Genomic DNA, 22604 nt, shown 5'->3' with positions numbered 1-22604 from the left:
CCTCAGCTCGGCGCATGCGGCGTGGGCGGGGCGTAGGGTCGGGCGGCCCGACCCTACGCCGCTCGGCAAGCGCTTGCTAGGGGTCTCACCAAGGTTTGCCGGGCGGCGCGGCGCACCGTCCGTGCAAGTGTTTTCGAGCCTGGCTCGCTACGCGGCCCGGCGCCGGAGCGCGTCGAGCGCCCGGTCCGCGTGCACCCCCATCCGGAACTCGCTCTTGACGACCTCCAGCACCCGGCGGTCGGTGTCGATCACAAAGGTGACCCGCTTGGTCGGTACGGCCGCGATACCGCGCTTCACCCCGAACCGCTCCCGTACCGTCCCCTCCGGATCCGACAGCAGCGGATAGCCGAAGGAGTAGGCGCGGGCGAACTCCGCCTGCTTCTCGACCGCGTCGGCGCTGATGCCGACCGGTTCCGCCCCCAGCTCCCTGAACTCCGCCGCGATGTCGCGGAAGTGGCAGGCCTGCTTCGTGCAGCCGGGCGTGAAGGCCGCCGGATAGAAGAACAGCACCACCGGGCCGTTGGCGAGCAGCCCGCTCAGGGTGCGGGTGGTACCGCTCTCGTCCGGAAGTTCGAAGTCCTCGACCACATCACCGATGTCCATGAGGATCAAGCTATACGGCCGGACCGCCGGAGGGTGGGCGGTCCCCCCGGACGGTCCGGCTGACCGTGCGCCGGTTACGCCGGGGCGTCCCCGAAGTCCGGTATCTCCAGGCGGGCGCCGCCCTGGAGCGCGGAGCGGTGGGCGACGATGCCCGGCAGGGTGTAGCGGGCCGCGACCCACGCGTTGACCGTGGGCAGGGTGCGGGTGGTGACGGCGGTGACGAAGTCGTGGACGAGGAAGTGGTGGCTGCCCTCGTGCCCGTTGGGCAGCTCGGCGAACTCCTTCGGCAGCCGCGACCGGTCGTGCACGGGAGCGCTGCCGGAGGTGAAGGCGTCCCGCAGCGCGGGGGCGACCTCGGCGAGCGACGGATCGTCGGCGGACAGGGTCGGCGCGGGCTGGAGGTGCGCGGAGACGTCCTGCACGCCCTTCTTGTCCTGCCAGAAGCTGACGGTGGCGAGCTGTTCGAGACTGCCCTCGGTGCCGAAGAAACGGAACCGCGACTCGCGGATGTGGGAGGGGTAGCCCACCCGCCGGAACTCGTTGATGCGGAACGACCCGCCCCCGGCGGCCTCGAAGAGCGCGGTCGCGTTGGAGAAGTCGTTGTCGAACTGGCTGACCTCCTTGTCGAAGACGCCGTCCCCCCGCTCGTCCCGGACGCCGATCGCGGACACGCTCACCGCGTGCGTCTGCCACGCGCCCAGCACCCCGCCGACCGAGTGGGTGGGGTAGAGCAGCGGCGGATAGCTCGCGGTGGACTTCCAGTGCTCGCCGCCGCTGTACTGGTACGCCTCGTAGAAGCCGAGATCCATGTCGTGGACGTAGTCGCCCTCGGCGTAGAAGAGCCGCCCGAAGCCGCCCTCGGTGATCTTCTGCCGGGCGTAGACGGTGGCCGGGTTGTACTGGCTGGTCTCGCCCATCATGTACGTCAGCCCGGTCTCCTTGACGGCCTCGACGATGGCGGCGATCTCCTCCTCGCTGACGGCCATCGGCACGGCGGAGTAGACGTGCTTCCCGGCGCGCAGGGCCCGGACGACGAGGGGACCGTGGGTCCAGCGCTGGGTGAACAGCGCGACGGCGTCCACGTCGGATTCCAGCATGGCCTCGAACGTGGGGTGGGTCCCGGCCAGCCCGTACTGGGAGACCAGCCGGTCCGCGCGCTCGGGCAGCAGATCGGTGACGGTGACGTCCCCGACGCCCGGGTGGGCCTGGAAGAGCTTGGCGAACTGGCCGGCGAACTGCCCGGCGCCGACGATGCCAAGGGTGAACGGCATGGAGTGCCCTTTCATCAGGAGTGGTCCTGGTCGAAGAGGAAGTTGATCTGCTCGTTGGTGCGGTCGAGCACGCCGGAGACGGACACCCCGTTGGCGTAGATGTCCTGCATCGCCGGGCTCATCAGGGCGTCGATGTCGGCGGCGTAGTCGGTGACGGGGAAGGGGAAGGTGGTGCGGTCGGCGACCGGCTTGGTGAAGGCGGTGGTGTCGATGCCTTCCTTCTTGTACGCGGCGACGGCCGCCGCCGTGCCCGCCTTGGTCGCGGGGAAGACGATGCGGTGCTCACCGACCGTCTTCTGACACGCGCTCGAGGCGAGATAGGCCACCCACTTCTCGGCACCCTCCTTGTTCTTCGCGTGTTTGCTGATGGAGTCGGCGAGGCCGTTCATCATGGTGGCGCGGTGGCCGGACGGACCGACAGGGGTCAGGGCGGTGCCGACGTCGATGCCCTTCAGCCCGGCGAATGTGGAGATCATCCAGGAGCCGTGCATCGCGATGGCGGCCCTGCCCGAACCCAGCTGCACCTCGGGACCGTTGGACTCGGAGAAGTCCGTGAACGGTGCGAGGTATCCCTTCTTCGCGAGCCCGAAGTACCAGCGGATGGCGTTCTTGAAGACGGGCTGGTCGTAGTTGTAGTGATCGCCCCACTGCCGCTTGTTGGTGTAGTGCCAGCCGGCCGAGCCGGTGAAGGGGCTCCACTGGGTCTGGCCGTCGGCATGGCCCGCGTCATTGGTGGCGAGGCCGTAGGTGCGTACGTGGTGCTTGTCGAACCCCGGCTCGTCGCCCCGGATGCCGTTCCGGTCGACGGTGAGATGGGCGATGGTCTTCTCGAAGGTGCCGCCGTCCTTGGGATTCCAGGCGAGCGAGTTGAGATCCTCGGCGGACACCCCGGCGGCCTTGGTCATCTTCTTGTTGTAGAAGAGGGCGACGGTGTCCCAGTCCTTCGGGGCGCCGTAGCGGTGGCCGTCCTGGCCGATCCACGAGGCGCCGAGACCGGGCTGGTAGTCGGCGTTCTTGATGCCCTTGGTGGCGGGCAGTTCGTCGAGCGGGGCGAGCACGCCGAGGTCGGCCAACTGGGCGAACTTGGAGACGTGGTCGGTGAAGACGTCGGGCGCGGTGTCCGCGATGAACGCGGCCGTGAGCTTGGTCCAGTAGTCGTCCCAGCCCACCTGGGTGATCTTGACGTTGAGCCCGGGGTTCTTCTTCTCGAAGTCCCTGGCGCAGCCCTGGTAGGCGGGCAGCTGGTTGGCGTCCCAGAGCCAGTAGCTGACGGTCCGCTGCGCGGAGACCGACGTGGAGCCCTGTGGTGCGCAGCCCGCCGACAGGGTGAGCGCGGCGGCTCCGCCGAGCGCGACCGCGCCGCGGAGGGCGCGGAGTTTTCGTGCCGTTGCCATCGCTGCCTCCTACTTGATTCCGGTGAAGCCGACGGAGTTGACGATGCGCCGGGCGAAGGCGGCGAAAAGCAGGAGCATCGGAAGCGCGGCGACCAGCGTCGCCGACATCAGCCCGGCCCAGTCCATCCCGGTCTGCGGCGACTGGGCACGGAAGATGCTCAGCGCGACGGTGAGCACCCGGGAGCTGTCGCTGTACGACACCATGAGCGGCCAGAAGTAGTCGTTCCAGGACGTCATGTAGGTGAGGACGCCGAGGGTGGCGATGGGCGCGCCCGCCATGGGCAGGATGACCCGGAAGAAGACCCGCACCTTCCCCGCCCCGTCCAGCAGCGCGGCCTCCTCGATCTCCGCGGGGATGTTCATGAAGAACTGACGGAGGAAGAAGACGGCGAACGGTGTCATGAACATCGTGGGCAGCGCGATGCCCAGCAGGCTGTCGACCAGGCCGAGCTGCTTGATGAGGACGAAGTTCGGCAGCAGGGTGAAGACGGCGGGCACCATGAGCCCGGCGAGCACCAGCCCGAACACGGTGTCCCGGCCGCGCCATCGCAGGCGGGCGAAGGCGTAGGCGGCCATGGCGGAGAAGAGGACCTGGCAGCCGGTGACCAGGGTCGAGACGAACACCGAGTTGAGCAGGTAGCGCCAGAAGTCGAGGCTGCCGCCCGAGCCGCCCTGGGCGAGGGCGTCCTTGGTGCTCTGGAGGCCGAAGACCCGGGCGAAGCCGCCCAGGTTGATGTCGACCGGCAGCAGGGAGGAGGGGTGGGCGGCGAGCGCGGCGTTGGAGGACAGCGCGGTCCGCAGGATCCAGTAGAAGGGGAAGAGCGTCACCACCGTGATCCCGCCCATGAGGACCCAGGCGATGATGCGGCCGGGCGAGGGCCTGCGCCGCACCCGGAGCACGGGCCGGGTGGTGGCCGGGCTGGGGGCACCGAGTTTCGTGGATGTCGCCAATGCCATGACGGGCCTCCCTAACCGAGGTCGGTCTGGCCGGCCTTGGTGAGCCGGTACTGGACGATGGTGATCACGCTGAGGACGATCAGCAGCGCGACGGACATCGCGGAGGCGTAGCCGAACTGGAAGCGTCCGAACGCGGCGCCGTAGATGTAGTACTGCAGCACGTTGGTGGCGTTGGCCGGGCCGCCGGCGGTGGTGACCGCGACCGTGTCGAACACCTGGAACGACCCGATGACGGTCATGATGAGCACGAGCGCCAGGATCGGGCGCAGCAGTGGCAGGGAGATCCGCCAGAACATCCGCCACTCCCCCGCCCCGTCGATCCGGCCCGCCTCGTACATGTCCTTGGGGATCGCCTGGAGCCCGGCGAAGAGCAGCAGGGCCGTGTAGCCCACGTGCCGCCAGACGTTGACGAGCGCGATGGTGGGGATCGCCCACTCCTGGCTGCCGAAGAAGGCGATGTGGCCGGCGCCGAGGGCGCCGAGGATCTGGTTGCCGATGCCGAGCTGGGTGTCGAGCATCCACAGGAAGACGATGCCGGTGACGACGTTCGAGACCAGATACGGGGTGAGCACGATGCCGCGCACCAGGGCCGACTGGGTCAGCCGCTGCATCAGGACGGCGATGAGCAGGGCGACGACCGTCTGCACCCCGATGTTCATGACCACGTAGATGACGGTGACGCGCAACGAGTCCCAGAAGATGGGGTCGTTGACCATGCGCACGTAGTTGTCCAGGCCCACCCACTCCGGCGGGGTCAGCAGGTTGAAGCGGGTGAAGCTCAGATAGATGCCGCGCAGGGTCGGCCAGAGGAGGAAGACGAGGAATCCGAACAGGGCGGGGGCGATGAACGCCGCCGCGAGCAGCCCGTCGCCGCGGGCGCCCTCGCGACGGGGCGAGGCGATGGCCATAAGACTCCCTTGTCCATGACGTGGTCCATGGCCGTTTAGTTTCGTGACGAAAAAATAGAGCTGTCAAGACCTGTGCATAAGTCGCCGAGATCCGGTTGTCCACAGCCCACAACCCCGCCATTGTTTTCGTCAGGAAAGATATATAGGCTCCGGGGTGTGGATAAAAACGGCTCGATGAGTGCGCCGGCGGACAGTTGGGCACCGCTGAGTCCCGCCGAGCGGGCGGTGGCGATCGAAGTGCTGATGCACGGACCGCTCTCCCGCGGTGAGATCGCCAGACGGCTGGATCTGTCGGCGGGCAGCCTCACCCGGCTGACCAAACCGCTGATCGAGTCCGGGCTGCTGGTCGAGGAGGCATGGCCGCCCTCGTCCCGCCCGGTCCGGCCCAGCGGGCAGGGGCGGCCCTCCCAGCCCCTGGACATCGTGGCCGAGTCGCGTTACTTCGCCGGGTTCAAGATCACCGGTGACGCGGTCTACGGCGTGGTCACCACGCTCAAGAGCGAGGTCGTGGCCCAGCGGACCCGTCCGCTGGGCACCCATGACCCCGAGGAGGTCGCGGATCTCCTCCAGGCGCTCGTCCAGGACTTCAGCCGCGACTTCCCCCGGCTGGCCGGGATCGGCGTCGGCGTGGGCGGCCATGTCCGGGGCCGGTCCACCGTCGTCGACTCCGCCTTCCTGGACTGGGACGACGTCCCGTTCGCCGAGTTCCTGGAGCGGCGCACCGGGCTGCCGGTGGTGGTGGAGAACGACGTGGCGGCCCTCACCGAGGCCGAGACCTGGTTCGGCGCGGGGCGCGGGCTGGACCGCTTCGTCGTGCTCACGATCGGCGCGGGCATCGGATACGGTCTGGTCATCGGCGGCACCCTGGTCCGCGGGTCGGAGGACGGCCACGGCCTCGGCAAGCGCTGGATCATCGATCCGAACGGCCCCCTCACCCCGGACGGGGAGCGCGGCAGCGCGGTCGCCCTGCTGTCCATCCCCAGCATCCGCTACCAGGTGCAGGCCGCGCTGGGCCGCGAGATCGACTATCCCGGCATTCTCGCCCTGGCCTCATCCGGCGACCCGGTCACCGGCCGGGTGATCGACGAGGCGGCGCGGGGGCTCGGCATCCTGGTGGCGCAGATCGCCAACTTCGCGATGCCGCAGAAGATCCTGCTCGCCGGGGAGGGGGTCGGCCTGGTCGATGTGGCGGGCGAGACCATTCAGCGGACCATCGCCGCCCATCGTCATCCGCTGGCGGATCCGGTCGATCTGGAGACCAAGGTCTCCGACTTCAACGACTGGGCGCGGGGAGCCGCCGTGCTGGCCATCCAGGTGCTCGTCCTCGGCAAGACGGACGGCTAGCCGATGCCTGGGCCCGGCCGCGGGGCTTCAGTAGCGCAGCCGGGCCGTGTGACCGTCGATCCGCAGGATGCACTCCGTGAACAGCGCCATCGAGGGGCTGCCGTCCGCGGGGACCAGCCGCAGTTCGAGGTCCATGATGGACCTGATGACCTGGGCGGTGCGGCTTCCGTCCGGGTCCGGGCCGCGCAGCGCCGACCATGATTCGAACTTGTCCCGGGCGTTCTCCCAGGCGGGTCCGGGCGTGAAGTGGCACAGGAAGACCGGCTGATCGACCCCGTACTGCCGTAACTCGCCGACCGTGTCCTCTCCCTGCATGAGCCACCACGTGGCAGACATCGCGCCCCCAACTCCACCCCATAGGACTGGATACCGATCATACGGGTGCGGAAGGTCCGCCGAGGACCAACTCGATTCCGGGGCCCCACTCCAGCAGCCGCTCGTCCGCCCCCGCCCGGGCCACGCACTGCAGGCCCAGCGGAAGGGAGTTGGCGGCCCGGCCGGCGGGCAGGCCGAGGACCGGCACTCCCGCGACGCTCCAGGGCAGGCACATGATCGAGTCACCGGTGCTGTCAAGGCCGCGCGGCGCCGGGCCGGTGGCCGCCGGGGTGATCCACAGGTCGATGCCCTCCTCGTCCATCACCGCCGTCAGCCGGTCCCGGAACCGGTCGCGGTCGCGCAGCGCCGACGCGTACTCCTCATGGTCGATCCGCTGCCCCTGCCGGATCTTCGTGGCGGTCTGCTCCCGGTACAGCTCGGCGTAGCGCGGGAACCATTCGGCGTGGGTGCGGGCGACCTCGTAGCGGTTGATCACCTCCTGCCGGGCGACGAGGGCGTCGAAGTCGGCCGGGAGGGGGACCCGGCGGACCGGGAATCCGGAGTCGGCCAGCCGCCGTGCCTGTTCCTCGAAGGCGTCCGCCGCCTCCGCCTCCGCCCGGTCGAGGTACGGGCCGGTCGGCACGGCGAGCACCGGCCGCCGCCCCTCCACCGGGCCACCGCCGACCGGGCCCCCGCCGTCCGGTTCCTGCCGCCAGTCGTCGCACAGCTCGCCCACCGCCGGGCTCAGCCCGGCCGTGTCCGGGGCGAAGACGCCCACCGTGTCGAAGGTCGGCGCGTTGGGGATGACGCCGTCGGCCGGGATGCGGCCGTGGGTCGGCTTGAAGCCGACGACCCCGCAGTACGCGGCCGGGCGGATCATCGAGCCGATCGTCTGGGTGCCGATGGCCAGCGGCACCATGCCCGCGGCGACGGCCGCCGCCGAACCGCTGCTGGAGCCGCCGGGGGTGTGGCCCACATCGTGCGGATTACGGGTCGGGCCGGGCGCGGTGACGGCGAACTCGGCGGTGACGGTCTTGCCCGCCACCAGCGCCCCCGCCGCCAGCAGCCGGTCGATCAGCGACGCCTGCGGACCGGCCAGCGCCTCGGCGGGGACGGCCGAACCGGCCCGCGTGGGCAGCCCGTCGACGTGCACGATGTCCTTGACGCCCACCGGCACCCCGTACAGCGGCGGCCGGCCGGCGGGATCGGGCCACCGCTCGGCCGCCGCCCGCGCCTCGCGCCGCAGCCGTGTCCGACGGCCGGGCTCGGGGACGAAGGCGTGTAGGCGGTGGTCGGCGGCCTCGATCCGGTCACAGAGGTCCATGGGCGGCGCGGTCTCCATGGACGCCAAGGTTACGGGCGTGCCGGAGGAAGACGCGTCAGTTGCCGCCGGTCACCTTCACGTAGTCGACCACCAGTTGCTGCGGGAAGGTGGTGCTGCCGTCCGGGTCGCCGGGCCAGTAGCCGCCGACCGCGAGGTTGAGGATGAGGTAGAAGCGGTGGTCGAAGGCCCATCGGTTGCCGCCCAGGTCGGCGGGGGTGCGGGTCTGGTAGACGTTGCCGTCCACCGACCAAGTGATCTTGTTGGGCGACCAGTCGACGGCGAAGGTGTGGAACGCGTCGGCGAACTTGGCCCCGCCCGGGAGGGTGTACCCGGCGCCGATGCCGCCCGAGCCGGAGTAGCCGGGGCCGTGGATGGTGCCGTGGACGGTGCCGGGCTCGTAGCCGACGTTCTCCATGACGTCGATCTCACCGCAGTTGGGCCAGCCCGCGCTGCCGATGTCGTTGCCGAGCATCCAGAAGGCGGGCCACATGCCCTGGCCGCGCGGCAGTTTCATGCGGGATTCGACATGGCCGTAGGCGGTGGTGAAGGTGCGGGCGGTGGACAGCCGGGCGGAGGTGTACTCGCAGCGGCCGTACCAGCAGGAGTAGTTGGCGGGGTTCTCCTTGCGGGCGGTGATGACGAGGTTGCCCTGGCCGTCCAGCGCGGCGTTCTTCGTGCCGTCCGTGTAGTACTGCCGCTCGTGGTTGCTGACGTTGTCGCCGGTCTCATAACCCCATCGGGAGGCGTCGACCGCGCCGCCCGCCGGGCCGTCGAAGTTGTCGGTGAAGGCGGCGGTGGGGGTGCGCGGCCCGGCGGCGGCCGGGGCGGTGAACCAGGGGGTGGCGGCGAGCGCGGTCGCCGAGAGCAGGCCGACCAGGGTGGTGCGCAGCGTCCTTCGCATGGCGCGGTTGCCTTCCTGTGTGGGGGGTCCCGGACATCGGCGCGCGGGCCGGTCCGGGAGGGAAGGTGCGCGCACAATCTCCAGCGCTGCGCCGTTCATGTCAATAGGTCTGGACCAATCCCTCCCGCCGCCCGGGGAATCGGGTCCGGCGGGAGGGATCGACCCAGGGGTCCGGCGGGCCGGGGCGGTCCGGCGCGGTCCGGCGCTACGAGCCGGCGGGCCCGAACAGCGCCAGCAGATCGTCCCGTCCGAACATGCGCGCCGTATCGACCGCCGAGGGCGAGCCCGCACGCGGGTCGGCACCGGCGGCCAGCAGGACCCGCAGCACCTCCTCCTCGCCCTTGAACGCCGCCCCGGCGATGGGGGTCTGCCCCCGGTCGCTGACGCGGTTGGGGTCGGCGCCGCGCTCCAGCAGGGCGGACACGGCCGCGGCGTGGCCGTGGTAAGCGGCCAGCATGAGCAGCGAATCGCCCTTGTCATTGGTGAGGTTGGCCGGAACGCCCGCGTCCACGTAGGCGGCGAGCGTGTCCGTGTCACCGTGCCGGGCCAGGTCGAAGACCTTGGCCGCCAGTTGCAGCACCTCCGGGTCGTGAGCGGGCTCGCTCTCGGGGTTCGGTGCGCTCATCGCGTATCGCCTCCGGCTTCGCTAGCTGTGCGTTCACTGCCTGTGCATGCCGCTACCCGCGCACGCCCAACCTGTGCATGTGATCACCGGCACGTGACCATTGTGGCGCCTGCGTCGCCAATCTCCCCATTTGCACCTTTCTCCGGATGGATACATGCTGTGACCCTGGAATGACTCATGGTGAGAGTCCCCCACCAGCCAGGAGACCGAGATGATCCTGTCCATTTCCGGTGTCGTCCTGCTCGGCATCGTCGTTTTCATCTTCTTCCGCAAAGACGGCCTCAAGGCATCCCACGGCGTCGTCTGCGCCCTCTTCGGCTTCTACCTCGCGAGCACCGCCATCGCCCCGAGCATCAAGGCCGGTGGCGCGAGCCTCGCCAGTCTGCTGGGCGGGATCAAGATCTGACGTGGGCCTGCCACCGCTCCCCCGGCTCCGCATCGGCGGCGCCGGGCGCGCCCCGTTCCGCCGCGGCCGTGAGTTCGCCCGCACCGCGGCCGACAGCGCCGCCGACGTGCTCCACCCGCTGCTCGCCCTCTCCCGCGGGCTGCGGGTCCTGGCCGCCGGTGGGCGGCGCCGATGGACGGAGCTTCCGGGCGAACAGCGGGGGCCCGCGTTCTTCGTCGCGGCCGCCTGCGTGTTCGTCGTCTTCCTGCTGCCGTACGGGCCGCTGGCCTCGGCCATCGGCCTGGTCGGCGCCGCGGGCTGGGCCGGGCGGGTGCGCGCCCCCGCCTCCCCCGGGCCCGGCGCGGACGGGACCGAGCGGCTGCGCCTGATCTACGAGGCGCTGGTGCCGTACTTCGCCGCCGCCGAGGACCCGGACCCGCTGTACCGCCACGGCGGGGAGTGGTCGCGCCCCTTCGAGTCGTACGACGTCGATGCGGACGGGCGGCTGACGCGGCTGCTGCTGCGGTACCCCGCGTACTTCACGGACGGCGAGCCCGAGTCCCGGACCCGCGTCGAACAGCTGCTGTACGCGAAGTCCGGGCGCGACCGGGAGTACCTGTTCACCTGGGACGAGGAGGCGAACCGGCTCACCCTGGCGGTGCTGCCCGCCCTGTCCACCGCGATCTGCGCCCAGCGCTTCGTGACCGCCCCGGGCGAGACGGTACTCGGCTTCACGGACGCGTCATCCGTACGGCGGACCCTGCCGGTGCTGGAGGGCCTCGACGACGAGACGGATGCGGATACCGATGCGGGCGAGAGGGCCGGCGCGGCGACGACCCGGGACGTGCCGCCCGTCGTCTGGCGCACCGGGCCGCGCTCCACCGAACCGCATCTGCTGGCGCTCGGCCGCCCCGGCAGCGGCACCACCACCCTGCTCCGCTCCATCCTGCTGCAGGCGCTGCCGCACGGCGATGTGCTGGTGGTGGACGGCAGCGGGACAGGCGAGTACGCGTGCCTCGGCGGCCGGGCCGGAGTGCTGGCCGTCGAATGCGGCCTCGCCGGGGTACTGGCGACGCTGGAGTGGGCCGGACACGAGACCGAGCGGCGGCTGCTCGCCGCCAACCGCGCCCGCCAGTTCGGCCACCCGCCGCCGGAGGACATCCAGCGCCCGCTGTGGATCGTCGTGGACCGGCCGTCGGCGCTCAGCCATGTGGCGGCGGCGGACGGCCGCACCGACCCGCAGGAGCTGCTGCAGGTGCCGTTGCGGCACGGACGGGCGGCGAACGTACGGGTCGTGGTGGCCGATCAGCTCGACGCGGCGGAGGGCCTGAGCGAGGCCGTACGGCTCCACACCCGCGCCCGGGTGATCCTCGGACCGGCCTCACTCGAGCAGACCACCGCCGTGCTGGGCGCCCCGCCGCCCACCACCCCGGCGCCGGAGGTACCGGCGGGCCGGGGGTACGCCCGGCTGGGCGCGGGCCCGGTGCACCGGCTCCAGGTACCGGCCACGCCCGATCCGCACGACGACGCGACGAGCGAGGGGCAGCGGCGGGCGGTGCTGCGGCTGCTGCCGGAGCCGGAGCCGGGCTCCCGGGGCGAGCGGGTGGTGGCCACGAAGGGGTGACCCCGGCCGGGGCGGCGTTCGGTGTCAGGCCAGGTGCGGGGCCTGTGTCAGGCCACCCACGTACGGGGGGCCTCCGCCTCCGCCGTGGCACCCGTCGCCACCAGGTCCGCGGCGGCCGCCAGGCGCTCGGCGGCCTTGTCGGCCACCGCGCCCGCCACCGTGAACGGAAGCCGGACGTAGCCCTCGAAGGCGCCGTCCACGCCGAAGCGCGGGCCCGAGGGGACGCGGACGCCGAGGCGGGCGCCCGCTTCCGCGATGCGGGAGCCGGACAGGCCGCCGGTGCGGGCCCAGAGGGTGAGGCCGCCGTGCGGGACGGTGAACTCCCAGTCGGGGAGGTGCCGCCGTACGGCGGCCACGAGGGCGTCCCGGTTGTCGCGGGCGAGGGCGCGGCGGATCTCGATGGCCTCCTCCCAGCCGCCGGTGTTCAACAGCCAGGCGACGGCGAGCTGTTCGATGACCGGGGTGCCCAGGTCGGCGTAGGCGCGGGCGGCGACGAGGCTGCGGATCACGTCGGGCGCGGCGCGGACCCAGCCGATGCGCAGCCCGGCCCAGAAGGTCTTGCTCGCGGAGCCGACGGTGACGACGGTGCTGCCCGCCGGGTCGAAGGCGGAGACCGGGCGGGGCAGCTCGACGTCGTCGTCCAACCGCAGCTCGGCCATGGTCTCGTCGGCGATCAGGACCGTACCGGCGGCGCGGGCGGCGTCGACGAGGCTGCGGCGCTGCTCCTCGGTGGCGAGCGCACCGGTGGGGTTGTGGAAGTCGGCGACGACGTAGGCCATGCGGGGCGCGGCGGCGGCGAGGACCTGGCGCCAGGCGGGGATGTCCCAGCCCGCGAGGTGGTCGGCCATCGCGACGGGCACCAGCCGGGCGCCCGCTTCCCGCATCAGCTGGAGCACATTGGCGTAGCTGGGCGAATCGACGGCGACGCGCTCACCGGGGCGGGTCATGAGGCGGCAGGTGGCGGCGACGGCGCCCATGGCACCGGTGGTGACCATGATCTGTTCGGGCATGGTCGGTACGCCGCGGGCGGTGTAGCGGTCGGCGAGGGCCTGGCGCAGGGCGGGCAGGCCCGCGGGGTAGTCGCCGTGGGTGTGGGCGTACGGCGGCAGCTCCTCCAGGGCGCCGCGGGTCGCGCGGGTCAGCCAGGGCTCGGGGGCGGGGAGCGCGGCGCAGCCGAGGTCGATGACGGAGGCGGCCGCCTCGGGGGGCAGCGGGTCGAGCCCGCGGGTGGGCAGCGGGCTTCCGGCGGGCATGGCGGTCCAGCTGCCCGCGCCGCGCCGCGACTCCAGGAACCCCTCGCCGCGCAGCGCCTCGTAGGCGGCGGCGACGGTGGTGCGGCTGACGGTGAGCGCCGCGGCGAGTTCGCGCTCGGCGGGGAGGCGGGCCGCGACCGGGACCCGGCCCTCCAGCAGGAGCAGCCGTACGCCGTCGGCGAGCGCGCGGTAGGCGGGGACGCGGCGGTTGCCGTTCAGTACGGCGACCGGGCTCGCGGCCGGACCGTCGGCCGGGCTCGCGGCCGTCGCGTCGCGGGTGTGCTGGGAGCCGAGCAGGCGGGCCAGTTGAGGTGCTCCCACCGCGGAGGTCCACGGACTCATCGGATGCGGTCCACCTTTCCCGGATTGGCCATGGAACTGGACTGCTTTCAGGCATCAGAGTGACATGTCACCGGTCAACGGCACCAGCCCGGGCGGAAATGGCCACTCACCACCAGGAGAACGCGTTGCCCAAGGAACCCTCGGGGGGCTCCCGCCTCGCCCGTCGCCTCGTCCAGCTCTACGGAGGGCTCGTGCTGTACGGCGTGGGCATGGGGCTCCAGCTGCGCGCCGCACTCGGGCTCGACCCGTGGGACGTGTTCCACCAGGGGATCGTCAAGCGCACGCCGCTGTCGTTCGGCACGGTGACGGTCATCGTCGGGGCCGTGGTGCTCCTGCTGTGGATTCCGCTGCGCCAGCGGCCGGGGCTCGGCACGGTGTCGAACGTGATGGTGATCGGGGTCACGGTGGACGCCACTCTGTGGCTCGTACCGCAGCCGGACGCGCTGGCGCTGCGCATTCCGCTGCTGGTGGTCTCGATCGTGCTGGGCGGCGCGGCCACCGGGCTGTACATCTCGGCGCGGTTCGGGCCGGGGCCGCGGGACGGCCTGATGACGGGGCTGCATCAGCGCACCGGCCGGTCGGTCCGGCTGGTGCGGACCGGGATCGAGCTGGCGGTGCTGGCCACGGGGTTCGCGCTGGGCGGTTCGGTCGGAGTGGGCACCGTGCTGTACGCGCTGGCCATCGGGCCGCTTTCGCAGTACTTCCTGGGCCTGTTCGCGATACCCTCAGCCACCGGCGAGACGGCCGATGGCACTCCCGGCGTGACGACGGAGGGTTCATCGGTGGTGGCGCAGGGCGGTCCACGCGGTCCGGTCCGTGACCTGATTTAGCCCTGGCGCACGTGGAGCGGTAGTGTACGCCCTTGGCCCACCAGGCGGACCGTTACTGCGCGCTAAAGCATGAGAAACGCTGGGTGACATCTGCTGCCAGATGTGACAAACCGGGCGCCTGTGGGTACAACAACGGGGCGGCACGACGGGCGACGCATGTCCCAGTACGGGAATCTTCACCGCCGACCGGACGTTGACCGGATGACGACGACAGCGACACCTGTCCTGTGGGCGAGAAAGCCCGGGAGGCACGATTCATGAGTGAGCGAGCTCTTCGCGGCACGCGACTTGTGGTGACCAGCTACGAGACCGACCGCGGCATCGATCTGGCCCCGCGCCAGGCGGTGGAGTACGCATGCCAGAACGGACATCGATTCGAGATGCCGTTCTCGGTAGAGGCGGAGATTCCGTCGGAGTGGGAGTGCAAGGCGTGCGGCGCCATGGCACTCCTTGTGGACGGCGAGGGTCCGGAGGAGAAGAAGGGCAAGCCCGCGCGCACGCACTGGGACATGCTCATGGAGCGGCGGACCCGTGAAGAACTGGAGGAGGTGCTGGCCGAGCGGCTGGCGATCCTGCGGTCGGGAGCCATGAACATCGCCGTGCATCCGCGCGACACCAGCCGTAAGTCTGCCTGACCTTCACGGCAGTACTGACGCACAAGGGCCGGGGCCACGCTTACGCGGTGGCCCCGGCCCTTGTGCGCGCGCTCAGTCCTTGTCGTCCCGGACGATTTCGGGTCGGCCCGCGTCGCCGCGCGCCGCGTCGTCGCGCCTCACGTCATCGCGCGGCACGTCATCGTGGACCACCTCGCCCTGGATGACCTGGCCGTCCCGCGAGCCGCCGCCCGGCCCCGGCCACCGGCCCTGCCCGGCCTGCCGGAACGGGCCGCCCAGGGAGCCCGGCGTGTAGCCCATACGGCGCGACAGCGCGCTCTCGGCACGCCGCCGCAGCAGCGCCGCCGTCGGCGGGAAGAGGCACAGCAGCGCGGCCACGTCGGAGACCAGCCCCGGGATCATCAGCAGCAGCCCGCCGAGCATGGTGAAGGAGTTGCCGGTACGCCCCGGCTGCTCGGCGGGCTCGGCGGGCTCGGCGCCCGGCTGCATGGTCCGGGCCAGGTTCTGCCAGGCCCGCCGCCCCGCCCGCTTGACGACGGCCGCGCCGCCGACCGCGCCCGCGATCAGCAGCAGGAAGACGGTGAGCCCGCCGGCCGCCTCAGCGACCAGGGTCAGCAGCCAGATCTCCAGCACCAGCCAGGCGGCGACGCCCAGCGGTACGAACGTGCGGGCGCGGGTGCGCTTCGGGCGGGTCGGGTCGCTCTGCGGAGATGCGCCGGTCATCATGCCTCCAAGTGTGCCCGGGCCCGAGCGCTGTACGGACTCCGGGTCGTGGATCCGGAAGGCCCCGGGCGTGAATCCACAGGGAATCGGCGGCGGCGGTCCGGGTACCCGCCGCCGCGGAGGTGGCGGAATGTCCGGTGTGCTCGAAGTGCTCGCGTGGTGGCTGGTGCTGACCGGGGTCTGGCTGGTGCTCATCAGCACCGTCGACTCCCTGGAGGTCATGGTCGGCGCGGCCGCCGCGCTGCCCACCGCCCTCGTCGCCCGCGCCGCGCGCCGGGTGGTGACCGGACGGTGAGCGCGGCCGACGGCTGGCTGCTGGTGGCGCTGGTGCCGCTGCTCGCCCTCGGACCGGTGCTGTGGCGGGTCTCCCACGGGACGCCGGAGGACCGGCTGATCGCCCAGAACCTCAGCTCGCTGCTCGGCGGCCTGGCGCTGCTCCCCGCCGCGCAGGGCTTCGGCCGCCCCGCGTACGTGGACGTGGCGCTGGTGCTGTCCGTGCTCGGGCCCGTCGGCACGCTGATCTACGCCCGCTTCCTCGGCGTCCTGCCCGACTCCCGGCTGGTCCGCTGGACGGCCCTGCTCGGGGTTCCGGCGATCGTACTGCCGCTGTGCGTCGCGACCGGGCCCGGCCGGGCCATGGGCAAGCTGCTGCTGATCGGGGCGCTGCTGATCGCGGGCAGCGTGGTGACCAGCGCGGGCGGCAGCCGCCCGAACGGGGCCGCGGCGAACGGAAGCGCGGCGGACGAAGGCACGGCGAACGGGGGCCGTACGGCATGACCGATGCCCTGATCGTCGTCGCGCTGCTGCTGGTCGCGGGCGCCGCCACCGCCGCCGTCCTCAACCGCGACCCGGTGCGGCAGGCGCTCGTGCTCTCGTTCCTCGGGCTGGCACTGGCCCTGCTGTTCACCTTCCTCCAGGCCCCGGACGTCGCACTGTCCCAGCTCGCGGTCGGCTCCGCGGTGACCCCGCTGATGATCCTGCTGACCGTACGGAGGGTGCGCCGCCGCCCCGGGGACGAGCCGGGCGAGCCGGATCAGTCGCGCGAGCGCGGGCGATGAGCGCCCGCGGCCGGCTGTGGCTCTTCCTGGCGGGAGCGGCCGTCTTCGCGGCGCTGTTCGCCACCGCCTGCTTCTCCCTGCCGCCGTTCGGCGCCGCCCACCATCCGTACGGGGAACGGGCCGTACGCGCCGCCCTCGGCCACCACACGGCCAACGTGATCGCGTCCGTCAACTTCGACCTGCGCGCCTTCGACACGCTCGGCGAGGAGACCATCCTGTTCGCCGCGGTGCTCGGCGCCGTCGTACTGCTGCGCCAGACAGCCGACGAGGAGCGGAGGCGGCCCGCGCCCGCCGTGGTGCGTCCCCGGGTGCGCCGGTTCGCGCTGCCGATGCTGCCGCTCGCGATGCTCGTCGGCCTCTATGTGATCGCGCACGGCCAGGTCAGCCCGGGCGGCGGCTTCCAGGGCGGGGTGGTCACGGCGACCGCGCTGCACCTCCTCTACATCGCCGCCGACTACCGGGCGCTGGAGCGCGTGCGGCCGGTCCCCCTGTACGAGATCGGGGACGCCGTCGGCGAGGCGGCCTACGTGGTCACCGGGCTCGGGGCGGTCCTCGCCGGGTCGGCGTTCCTCGCCAACGTCCTCCCCCTGGGCACCTTCGCCACCCTGTCCTCCGGCGGCACCGTCATCCTGCTGAACGCGGCCGTCGGCATCGAGGTCACCAGCGGGATCGTCGTCCTGCTGGCCCAGTTCCTGGACCAGGCGGTGGAGATCGAGAACGCCAACGACAGCGGAAACGACGGAAAGGAGCGGGTGTGACGGTCCTGCCGTACCTGATCGCCGGATGGATCTTCCTGATCGGGGTGTACGGGCTGGTGACCAGCCGGAACCTGATCCACGCCGTGGGGTGCCTGGCCGTCGCCCAGTCCTCCACGTACGTGCTGCTGCTCGGCGTCGGCTACCGCCGCGGAGGCACCGCCCCGGTGTTCTCCGACGCGCCCACCGACAGCCGCGTGGTCGACCCGGTGGTCCAGGCGCTCGCCCTCACCGACATCGTGGTGGGCGCGACGGTGACCGCGCTGCTGCTCGCCCTCGTCGTCCAGCTCCGCAAACGGCACGGCACGGTCGACCCGGACGCGCTGTCCGAGCTGAAGGGCTGACCGGGTGGACACCGCACGGCTGCTGCCGCTGGTGGTCGCCGTACCGCTGCTCGGCGCTGCGGTGCTGGTGGCCACCGGGAGGCGGCTGCCCCGGCTCGCCTCCGACGTCCTGGGCTGCGCCTTCGCCGCCGCCACCGCCGTGCCGGCGCTGATCCTGGCGGGGCGTTCCACCGGCCAACCCGTGGAGTGGGTGGGCGGCTGGCGCCCGGTGCACGGCGAGGGCGTGGGCATCGTGCTGGTCGGCGACCCGCTGGGCACCGGGCTCGCGGCACTGGTCTCGCTGCTGGTGGTGACCGTCCTGGTCTACTCCTGGCGCTATTTCGAGGAGCCGCCCGTCCGCCACGCCGGCTCCTTCCCGGCGCTGATCCTGCTCTTCCAGGCGGGCATGTGCGGCTTCGCGCTGACCGGGGACCTGTTCAACGCGTTCGTCTTCTTCGAGCTGATGGGCGTCGTCGCGTACGCGCTGACCGGCTTCCGGGTGGAGGAGCCCAAGCCGGTGCAGGGGGCGCTGGCCTTCGGCGTGGTGAACTCCCTCGGCGCGTACTGCATGCTGCTGGGCATCACGCTGCTGTACGCGCGCACCCGGGAGCTGGGCTTCGCCCAGATCGGGCGAGCGCTGGACGCCGAACGCCCGGACGGCCTGGTGCTCGCCGCGTTCGTCCTGGTGACGACGGGTCTGCTGGTGAAGGCGGCCGCGGTGCCCTTCCACTTCTGGCTGCCCGACGCGCACGCGGTCGCCCCCACGCCCGTGTGCATGCTGCTGTCCGGCGTCATGGTGGAGCTGGGGGTGTACGGGGTCGGCCGGGTCTACTGGACGGTCTTCGCGGGCCCGGGCGGCATCGCGCACCCCGCCTTTACCCGCGCGCTGCTGGCCCTCGGCGTGCTCACGGCCGTGCTGGGCGCGCTCATGTGCTGGCAGCAGCGCCATCTCAAGCGGCTGCTGGCCTTCTCCACGGTGTCCCACACCGGGCTGTTCCTGATCGGGCTGGCCGTGCTCTCCCCCGACGCCGTCTCCGGGACGGCGCTGTACGTCGTCGGCCACGCGGGCGTGAAGGCGGCCCTGTTCGCGTGCGCGGGCATCCTGCTCGACCGGTATGCCTCCGTCGACGAGCACGAGCTGTACGGGCAGGCCCGGGAGCTGCGCCCGGTGGGCGCCCTGTTCATGGTGGGCGGCCTGGCGCTGTGCGGGCTGCCGCCGTTCGGCCCGGGGCTCGGCAAGGCGGTCGTGGAGGAGGCCGCCGGGCATGCGGCGGGCTGGCTGCCCGCGCTGTACGTCCTGGTGTCGGCGGTGACCGGCGGCGCGGTGCTGCGGGTGGGCCTGCGGGTCTTCGCCGGAGCGGGCCGGGCGCCGCACGACGAGCGGAACGCGGGGCCGGAGACCACCGGCGAGGAGGAGCCGGAGACCGGCGGCCGCCTCGGGCGCATCCCGGCGCCGATGCTGGCCGTACCGGCGGTGCTGCTGGCCGGGGCGCTGGCGGCCGGGCTGGTCCCGTCGCTCACCCACGCCGTCGGCCGGGCCGGGGCGCTGTTCACCGACGGCTCCGGCTACCGGCACGCGGTGCTCGGCGGACGCGCGGCGTCCGCCCCGGCGTTCGCGCCGCCGCACTGGTCGGCGGCCGGGATCCTGCTCGGGCTGCTCTCCACGGCCCTCGCCATCGCCCTGGCCGCACTGGCGGTGCGGCGGCCCGTCCGCACCGGGGCGGCCGCGCTGCTCGCGCCCGTACGGCGGCTGCAGTCCGGGCACGTCGGCGACTACGTCGCCTGGATGGTCGCCGGGACGGCACTGCTGACCGCGCTGACCGTCCCGGGGATCCGCTAGCGGATCGTCTCGGCGTCCGGGTGTCCGGGCGTCTGGCCGCCCGGATGTCCTGCTGTCCGGCTGTCCGGCTGTCCGGGCGTCAGCGGCCGCGGCGCAGAGCGGAGATCAGCTGACTCTTCGACATCTGCGACCTGCCCTCGATCCCGGCCTTCTGGGCCTCGCGGTACAGGTCCTCCTTGGTACGCGCCTCCATGCCGCCGGACTTCGCACCCCCCTTGGGGGCCATCGTCCTGCGCTGTGCGCTCTTGCTGCTCTTCATGGTCGTCTTGGGCATGTCCGCCTCCTTCCGCCTTCAGTGTCCGGCAGGTGACGGACCGCCGCCCGTGGGACTACTCCGAGCGCGCACGGCCCGGGGCTGCTACGGCTCCTTGCGGCCCAGCAGCTTGTTCACCCGCGAGCCGACGCCCCAGGACATGACCCGCCAGGCCGCCTCGGTGACGATGTCCCGGCTCATCTTGCTCTCCCCGCGCTCCCGCTCGATGAACGTGACAGGGACCTCGATGACGTGGAAGCCCGCCTTGACGGCGCGCCAGGCCAGGTCGATCTGGAAGCAGTAGCCCTGGGAGGCGACGGCCTCCATGCCGAGCCCTTCCAGGGTCTCCTTGCGGAAGGCCCGGTAACCGGCCGTCATGTCGCGGATCGGCACGTCCAGCATGAGCCGGGAGTACGTGCTGCCGCCGCGGGAGATGAACTCGCGGGACTTGGGCCAGTTGACGATCCGTCCCCCCGGCACCCAGCGGGAGCCGATCACCAGGTCCGCGCCCTTGAGCGCGGTGAGCAGCCGGGGCAGTTCCTCGGGCTGGTGCGAGCCGTCCGCGTCCATCTCCACCAGGACGCCGTAGCCGTGCTCGATGCCCCAGCGGAAGCCCGCCAGGTACGCGGCGCCCAGGCCCTCCTTGCCCTTGCGGTGCAGGACCTTGACGTGGTCGTCCTCGACCGCCAGCTCGTCGGCGACCTTGCCGGTGCCGTCCGGGCTGTTGTCGTCGGCGACGAGGATGTGGGCGTCCGGTACGGACTCCCGGACCCGGGCGACGATCGGCGCGATGTTCTCCGCCTCGTTATAGGTCGGAATGATCACCAGAACGGTGCCGAGCGGACCGTACTTCCGCCGTCCGCCGTCGTCCTGGCCGGTGCGGCGCGGCCGCGGACCCCCGTCCTCGGTGCCGGTCCCGTCGGCCCCGGTGCGCGGCTGGTCGGCCTCGGTGGTCGGCTCCTCGGCCTCGGTGCGTGGCTCCTCGGCCTCGCGTGCGTCGCTCACGGCTGCTGCCCCTTCTCGTCCGTACGTCCCCGACGGCCGATCATGATCGCGGCCGCGCAGGACAGAACGCCCACCATAGCGAGCACCCACTCCGGGGTCGCACCGACGCGGTCGGCGAGGGTCGTGCCGTCACGCAGCGGGATGCGCGCGGTGAGCACATCTTGCGTGAATTCTTTCGTCCGCTGCTCGATCGTGCCATCCGGCGCGACGACCGCGCTGATCCCGCTGGTGGCCGCGGTGATCACGGGACGGCCGTGTTCGATGGCCCGCAGCCGGGACATGACCAGCTGCTGTTCGGGCTGGCCGCTGCGGCCGTAGGTGGCGTTGTTGGTCTGGACGACGATCGCGCGGGCGCCCGCGTTGACCGTGTCGCGGACGATCTCGTCGTACGCGACCTCGAAGCAGATCACGTCGCCCAGCCGGGCCGGGCCGACCTTCAGCAGTCCGGTGTGGTCACCGGGGTAGAAGTCGCGGGGGATGCGCTGCAGCCGGGTGATGATCTTGCTGAGCTGCTGGCGGAACGGCACGTACTCGCCGAAGGGCACCGGGTGCTGCTTGGTGTAGGAGGCGCCGGGGCCCTTCTCGGGGTCCCAGACGATGCCCTCGTTGAACACATACCCCTGCTTGGAGGGGTGGTCGACCAGGGCGCCGACCAGGACCGGAACGCCGATGGCCTTGACCGCCTCGTCGATCCGGGCGTAGGCCTCCCGGTACTGGAAGGGGTCCAGGTCCGAGGAGTTCTCCGGCCATATGACGAGGTCGGGCTTCTTGATCCGGCCGGCCTTGACGTCCTTCGCCAGGTCGAGCGTGGCGTTCACATGGTTGTTGAGGATCTTCATGGGGCGGCCCAGGAAGTCCATGCCCGCCTGCTGCACATTGCCCTGCACGACCGCGACGTCCACGCTGTCGTCCGCGCGGGTCGGGATCGGCACCGCGTATCCGGCCGCGGTCACGGCGGCCGCGACGACGACCGCGCCGGCGGCGGGCAGCGCGCCCCGCACCGACAGGCCGCCGTCCGCCCCCCGCAGCCGCCACAGGGCGAGCGCGGCGGAGGCCAGCAGTCCGCCGGTCAGCGCGACGCCGAAGGTGACCAGCGGGGCGCCGCCGAGCGCGGCGAGCGGGGTGAACGGCGACCCGGTGTTGGCGAAGGCCAGCCGCCCCCAGGGGAAGCCGCCGAACGGCACCCGGTCCCGGGCCAGCTCCTCGGCCACCCACAGACAGGCCGTCCACAGCGGCCACAGGGACGGCACGGGCAGCCGGGAGACCAGCGCGAAGCCCGCGCCCATCAGCACCAGGAAGAGCGATTCGATGACGGACAGGCCGATCACCGCGTCCCAGCCGATCACGCTCAGCCACTTCAGCAGCAGCACGAAGAACGGCAGCCCGAAGGCGAACCCCGTCCAGGCGCCCTGGCGGGCGGTGCGGCCGTACGTGAGCAGGCTCAGGGCCGCCACGGACAGCAGGGACAGCGGCCAGACCCCGAACGGCGGGAAGGCGAACCCGAGCGCGAGCCCGGCGACGGCCGCGAGCACGCTGCGCCACGCCTCGCGGCGGGCGAGCCGGGCCAAGCGGCGCCACCGGCCGGGGCGGTCCCCACCGGGGGGCGTGGACGCCTCCGCCGCGGCGTCGCCCCGGTCGTCCGTACGGGGCGCGGCGGCGGGCGTCCGCGGCCCGTCCGGTCGTTCTTCGGCCGGGCCGGACGAGGCGGCTTCGGCGGTGGTGTCGGAACCCGAGGGCACGGTGCGGCCTTCCTGCAAATCAAGCTGTGATGAGGTGACCGTATAACGCGGGCGCGCGGCTGTGTCCCCGAGGTGCGGAACGCAGGGAAGAAGACCGGGGTTCCCGGTTCGGGCCCGTTCGGGTCTCTTCGGGTCGCTGTTCCTGATTTCGGCGGATGCCGCCCCCTCGCGGGGGGCGGTCCGCCGTGTGCGTGCGGATGGGGGCCCGACGCCCTTCG

The 22604-nt window shown here is 72.1% G+C and carries 25 protein-coding genes; 11 read left to right on the top strand and 14 right to left on the bottom strand.

Features of this window, described 5'->3' with window-relative positions:
* Window positions 1-147: 147 nt before the first annotated feature.
* The 5 genes from ACFZCY_RS33700 to ACFZCY_RS33680 form a co-directional block, all read right to left on the bottom strand.
* Window positions 148-603, bottom strand: a complete 456-nt coding sequence (locus tag ACFZCY_RS33700) for a peroxiredoxin (RefSeq protein ID WP_361476857.1) — start codon at window positions 601-603, stop codon at window positions 148-150.
* 74 nt (window positions 604-677) lie between these two features.
* Window positions 678-1874 carry a Gfo/Idh/MocA family oxidoreductase gene (locus ACFZCY_RS33695; RefSeq protein WP_391181896.1) on the bottom strand — a complete coding sequence of 399 codons (1197 nt, stop codon included), beginning with the start codon at window positions 1872-1874 and terminating at the stop codon, window positions 678-680.
* Window positions 1875-1888: 14 nt separating this feature from the next.
* A complete protein-coding gene (locus ACFZCY_RS33690) occupies window positions 1889-3268 on the bottom strand; it encodes an extracellular solute-binding protein (protein ID WP_391181893.1) in 1380 nt (459 codons plus the stop codon).
* A 9-nt stretch (window positions 3269-3277) separates the two neighbouring features.
* Entirely contained in the window at window positions 3278-4225 is a 948-nt protein-coding gene (locus ACFZCY_RS33685) for an ABC transporter permease subunit (RefSeq protein ID WP_391181891.1), read from the bottom strand.
* Window positions 4226-4236: 11 nt separating this feature from the next.
* Window positions 4237-5133 (bottom strand): ABC transporter permease subunit, encoded by an 897-nt coding sequence (locus tag ACFZCY_RS33680; RefSeq protein WP_391181888.1) that lies wholly within the window; start codon window positions 5131-5133, stop codon window positions 4237-4239.
* Between the two features lie 174 nt (window positions 5134-5307).
* On the opposite strand from ACFZCY_RS33680, the gene ACFZCY_RS33675 reads away from it, so the two are divergent.
* The gene (locus ACFZCY_RS33675) at window positions 5308-6477 is read left to right on the top strand and encodes an ROK family protein (RefSeq protein WP_391181886.1); all 1170 of its coding nucleotides are present in this window, start codon (window positions 5308-5310) and stop codon (window positions 6475-6477) included.
* 27 nt (window positions 6478-6504) lie between these two features.
* Here ACFZCY_RS33675 and ACFZCY_RS33670 read toward each other — a convergent pair whose 3' ends face one another.
* From ACFZCY_RS33670 to ACFZCY_RS33655, 4 genes are all read right to left on the bottom strand, one after another.
* Entirely contained in the window at window positions 6505-6813 is a 309-nt protein-coding gene (locus tag ACFZCY_RS33670) for a hypothetical protein (RefSeq protein WP_361475533.1), read from the bottom strand.
* A gap of 37 nt (window positions 6814-6850) precedes the next feature.
* Complete coding sequence (locus ACFZCY_RS33665) at window positions 6851-8134, bottom strand: amidase family protein (RefSeq protein WP_391181883.1); 1284 nt, start codon at window positions 8132-8134, stop codon at window positions 6851-6853.
* 37 nt (window positions 8135-8171) lie between these two features.
* Window positions 8172-9017, bottom strand: coding sequence for a family 16 glycosylhydrolase (locus ACFZCY_RS33660; protein ID WP_391181880.1), 846 nt, complete (start codon window positions 9015-9017; stop codon window positions 8172-8174).
* Window positions 9018-9222: 205 nt separating this feature from the next.
* Window positions 9223-9642, bottom strand: coding sequence for an ankyrin repeat domain-containing protein (locus ACFZCY_RS33655; protein ID WP_361475527.1), 420 nt, complete (start codon window positions 9640-9642; stop codon window positions 9223-9225).
* 211 nt (window positions 9643-9853) lie between these two features.
* On the opposite strand from ACFZCY_RS33655, the gene ACFZCY_RS33650 reads away from it, so the two are divergent.
* Entirely contained in the window at window positions 9854-10048 is a 195-nt protein-coding gene (locus tag ACFZCY_RS33650) for a hypothetical protein (protein ID WP_039936790.1), read from the top strand.
* A 1-nt stretch (window position 10049) separates the two neighbouring features.
* A complete protein-coding gene (locus ACFZCY_RS33645) occupies window positions 10050-11651 on the top strand; it encodes a hypothetical protein (RefSeq protein WP_391181877.1) in 1602 nt (533 codons plus the stop codon).
* Window positions 11652-11698: 47 nt separating this feature from the next.
* Here the strand turns inward: ACFZCY_RS33645 and ACFZCY_RS33640 are convergent, their stop codons facing one another.
* Window positions 11699-13246 carry an aminotransferase class I/II-fold pyridoxal phosphate-dependent enzyme gene (locus ACFZCY_RS33640; RefSeq protein WP_391181874.1) on the bottom strand — a complete coding sequence of 516 codons (1548 nt, stop codon included), beginning with the start codon at window positions 13244-13246 and terminating at the stop codon, window positions 11699-11701.
* A gap of 98 nt (window positions 13247-13344) precedes the next feature.
* Here ACFZCY_RS33640 and ACFZCY_RS33635 point away from each other — a divergent pair, with 98 nt between their 5' ends.
* Window positions 13345-14076: a YitT family protein gene (locus tag ACFZCY_RS33635; RefSeq protein WP_391181871.1), complete on the top strand. Its 732-nt coding sequence runs from the start codon at window positions 13345-13347 to the stop codon at window positions 14074-14076.
* A gap of 257 nt (window positions 14077-14333) precedes the next feature.
* Window positions 14334-14711 carry an RNA polymerase-binding protein RbpA gene (locus ACFZCY_RS33630; protein ID WP_055556980.1) on the top strand — a complete coding sequence of 126 codons (378 nt, stop codon included), beginning with the start codon at window positions 14334-14336 and terminating at the stop codon, window positions 14709-14711.
* Between the two features lie 72 nt (window positions 14712-14783).
* Here the strand turns inward: ACFZCY_RS33630 and fxsA are convergent, their stop codons facing one another.
* Entirely contained in the window at window positions 14784-15416 is a 633-nt protein-coding gene (gene fxsA, locus ACFZCY_RS33625; protein WP_391181868.1) for an FxsA family membrane protein, read from the bottom strand.
* Window positions 15417-15543: 127 nt separating this feature from the next.
* On the opposite strand from fxsA, the gene ACFZCY_RS33620 reads away from it, so the two are divergent.
* The 6 genes from ACFZCY_RS33620 to ACFZCY_RS33595 are packed head-to-tail and all read left to right on the top strand — an operon-like array spanning window position 15544 to window position 19389.
* The gene (locus tag ACFZCY_RS33620) at window positions 15544-15708 is read left to right on the top strand and encodes a hypothetical protein (protein WP_167542470.1); all 165 of its coding nucleotides are present in this window, start codon (window positions 15544-15546) and stop codon (window positions 15706-15708) included.
* The gene (locus ACFZCY_RS33615; RefSeq protein WP_391181864.1) at window positions 15705-16190 is read left to right on the top strand and encodes a monovalent cation/H+ antiporter complex subunit F; all 486 of its coding nucleotides are present in this window, start codon (window positions 15705-15707) and stop codon (window positions 16188-16190) included. Before ACFZCY_RS33620 ends, ACFZCY_RS33615 begins: the two co-directional genes overlap by 4 nt.
* A complete protein-coding gene (locus ACFZCY_RS33610; RefSeq protein ID WP_391181862.1) occupies window positions 16187-16471 on the top strand; it encodes a hydrogenase subunit MbhD domain-containing protein in 285 nt (94 codons plus the stop codon). Before ACFZCY_RS33615 ends, ACFZCY_RS33610 begins: the two co-directional genes overlap by 4 nt.
* Entirely contained in the window at window positions 16468-17229 is a 762-nt protein-coding gene (locus tag ACFZCY_RS33605; protein WP_391181859.1) for an MnhB domain-containing protein, read from the top strand. The genes ACFZCY_RS33610 and ACFZCY_RS33605 overlap by 4 nt, the downstream gene beginning before the upstream one ends.
* The gene (locus tag ACFZCY_RS33600; protein WP_055556990.1) at window positions 17226-17570 is read left to right on the top strand and encodes a sodium:proton antiporter; all 345 of its coding nucleotides are present in this window, start codon (window positions 17226-17228) and stop codon (window positions 17568-17570) included. Before ACFZCY_RS33605 ends, ACFZCY_RS33600 begins: the two co-directional genes overlap by 4 nt.
* Window positions 17571-17574: 4 nt before the next feature.
* Window positions 17575-19389 carry a proton-conducting transporter membrane subunit gene (locus ACFZCY_RS33595; RefSeq protein ID WP_391181855.1) on the top strand — a complete coding sequence of 605 codons (1815 nt, stop codon included), beginning with the start codon at window positions 17575-17577 and terminating at the stop codon, window positions 19387-19389.
* 79 nt (window positions 19390-19468) lie between these two features.
* On the opposite strand, the gene ACFZCY_RS33590 is transcribed toward ACFZCY_RS33595, so the two are convergent.
* The 3 genes from ACFZCY_RS33590 to lnt all read right to left on the bottom strand — a co-directional run bounded on the left by ACFZCY_RS33590 (window position 19469) and on the right by lnt (window position 22386).
* Entirely contained in the window at window positions 19469-19663 is a 195-nt protein-coding gene (locus ACFZCY_RS33590; protein WP_361475505.1) for a rho termination factor, read from the bottom strand.
* Between the two features lie 84 nt (window positions 19664-19747).
* Entirely contained in the window at window positions 19748-20470 is a 723-nt protein-coding gene (locus ACFZCY_RS33585) for a polyprenol monophosphomannose synthase (protein WP_050800284.1), read from the bottom strand.
* 173 nt (window positions 20471-20643) lie between these two features.
* Window positions 20644-22386 (bottom strand): apolipoprotein N-acyltransferase, encoded by a 1743-nt coding sequence (gene lnt, locus ACFZCY_RS33580; RefSeq protein WP_391181852.1) that lies wholly within the window; start codon window positions 22384-22386, stop codon window positions 20644-20646.
* Window positions 22387-22604: the final 218 nt, after the last annotated feature.

Origin of the sequence: Streptomyces sp. NPDC007983, assembly GCF_042958345.1 — a bacterium.
In the GTDB taxonomy this organism is placed as follows: domain Bacteria; phylum Actinomycetota; class Actinomycetes; order Streptomycetales; family Streptomycetaceae; genus Streptomyces.
Note: the sequence above shows the minus strand (reverse complement) of the source record. Positions and strands in the feature narration are given on the sequence as shown.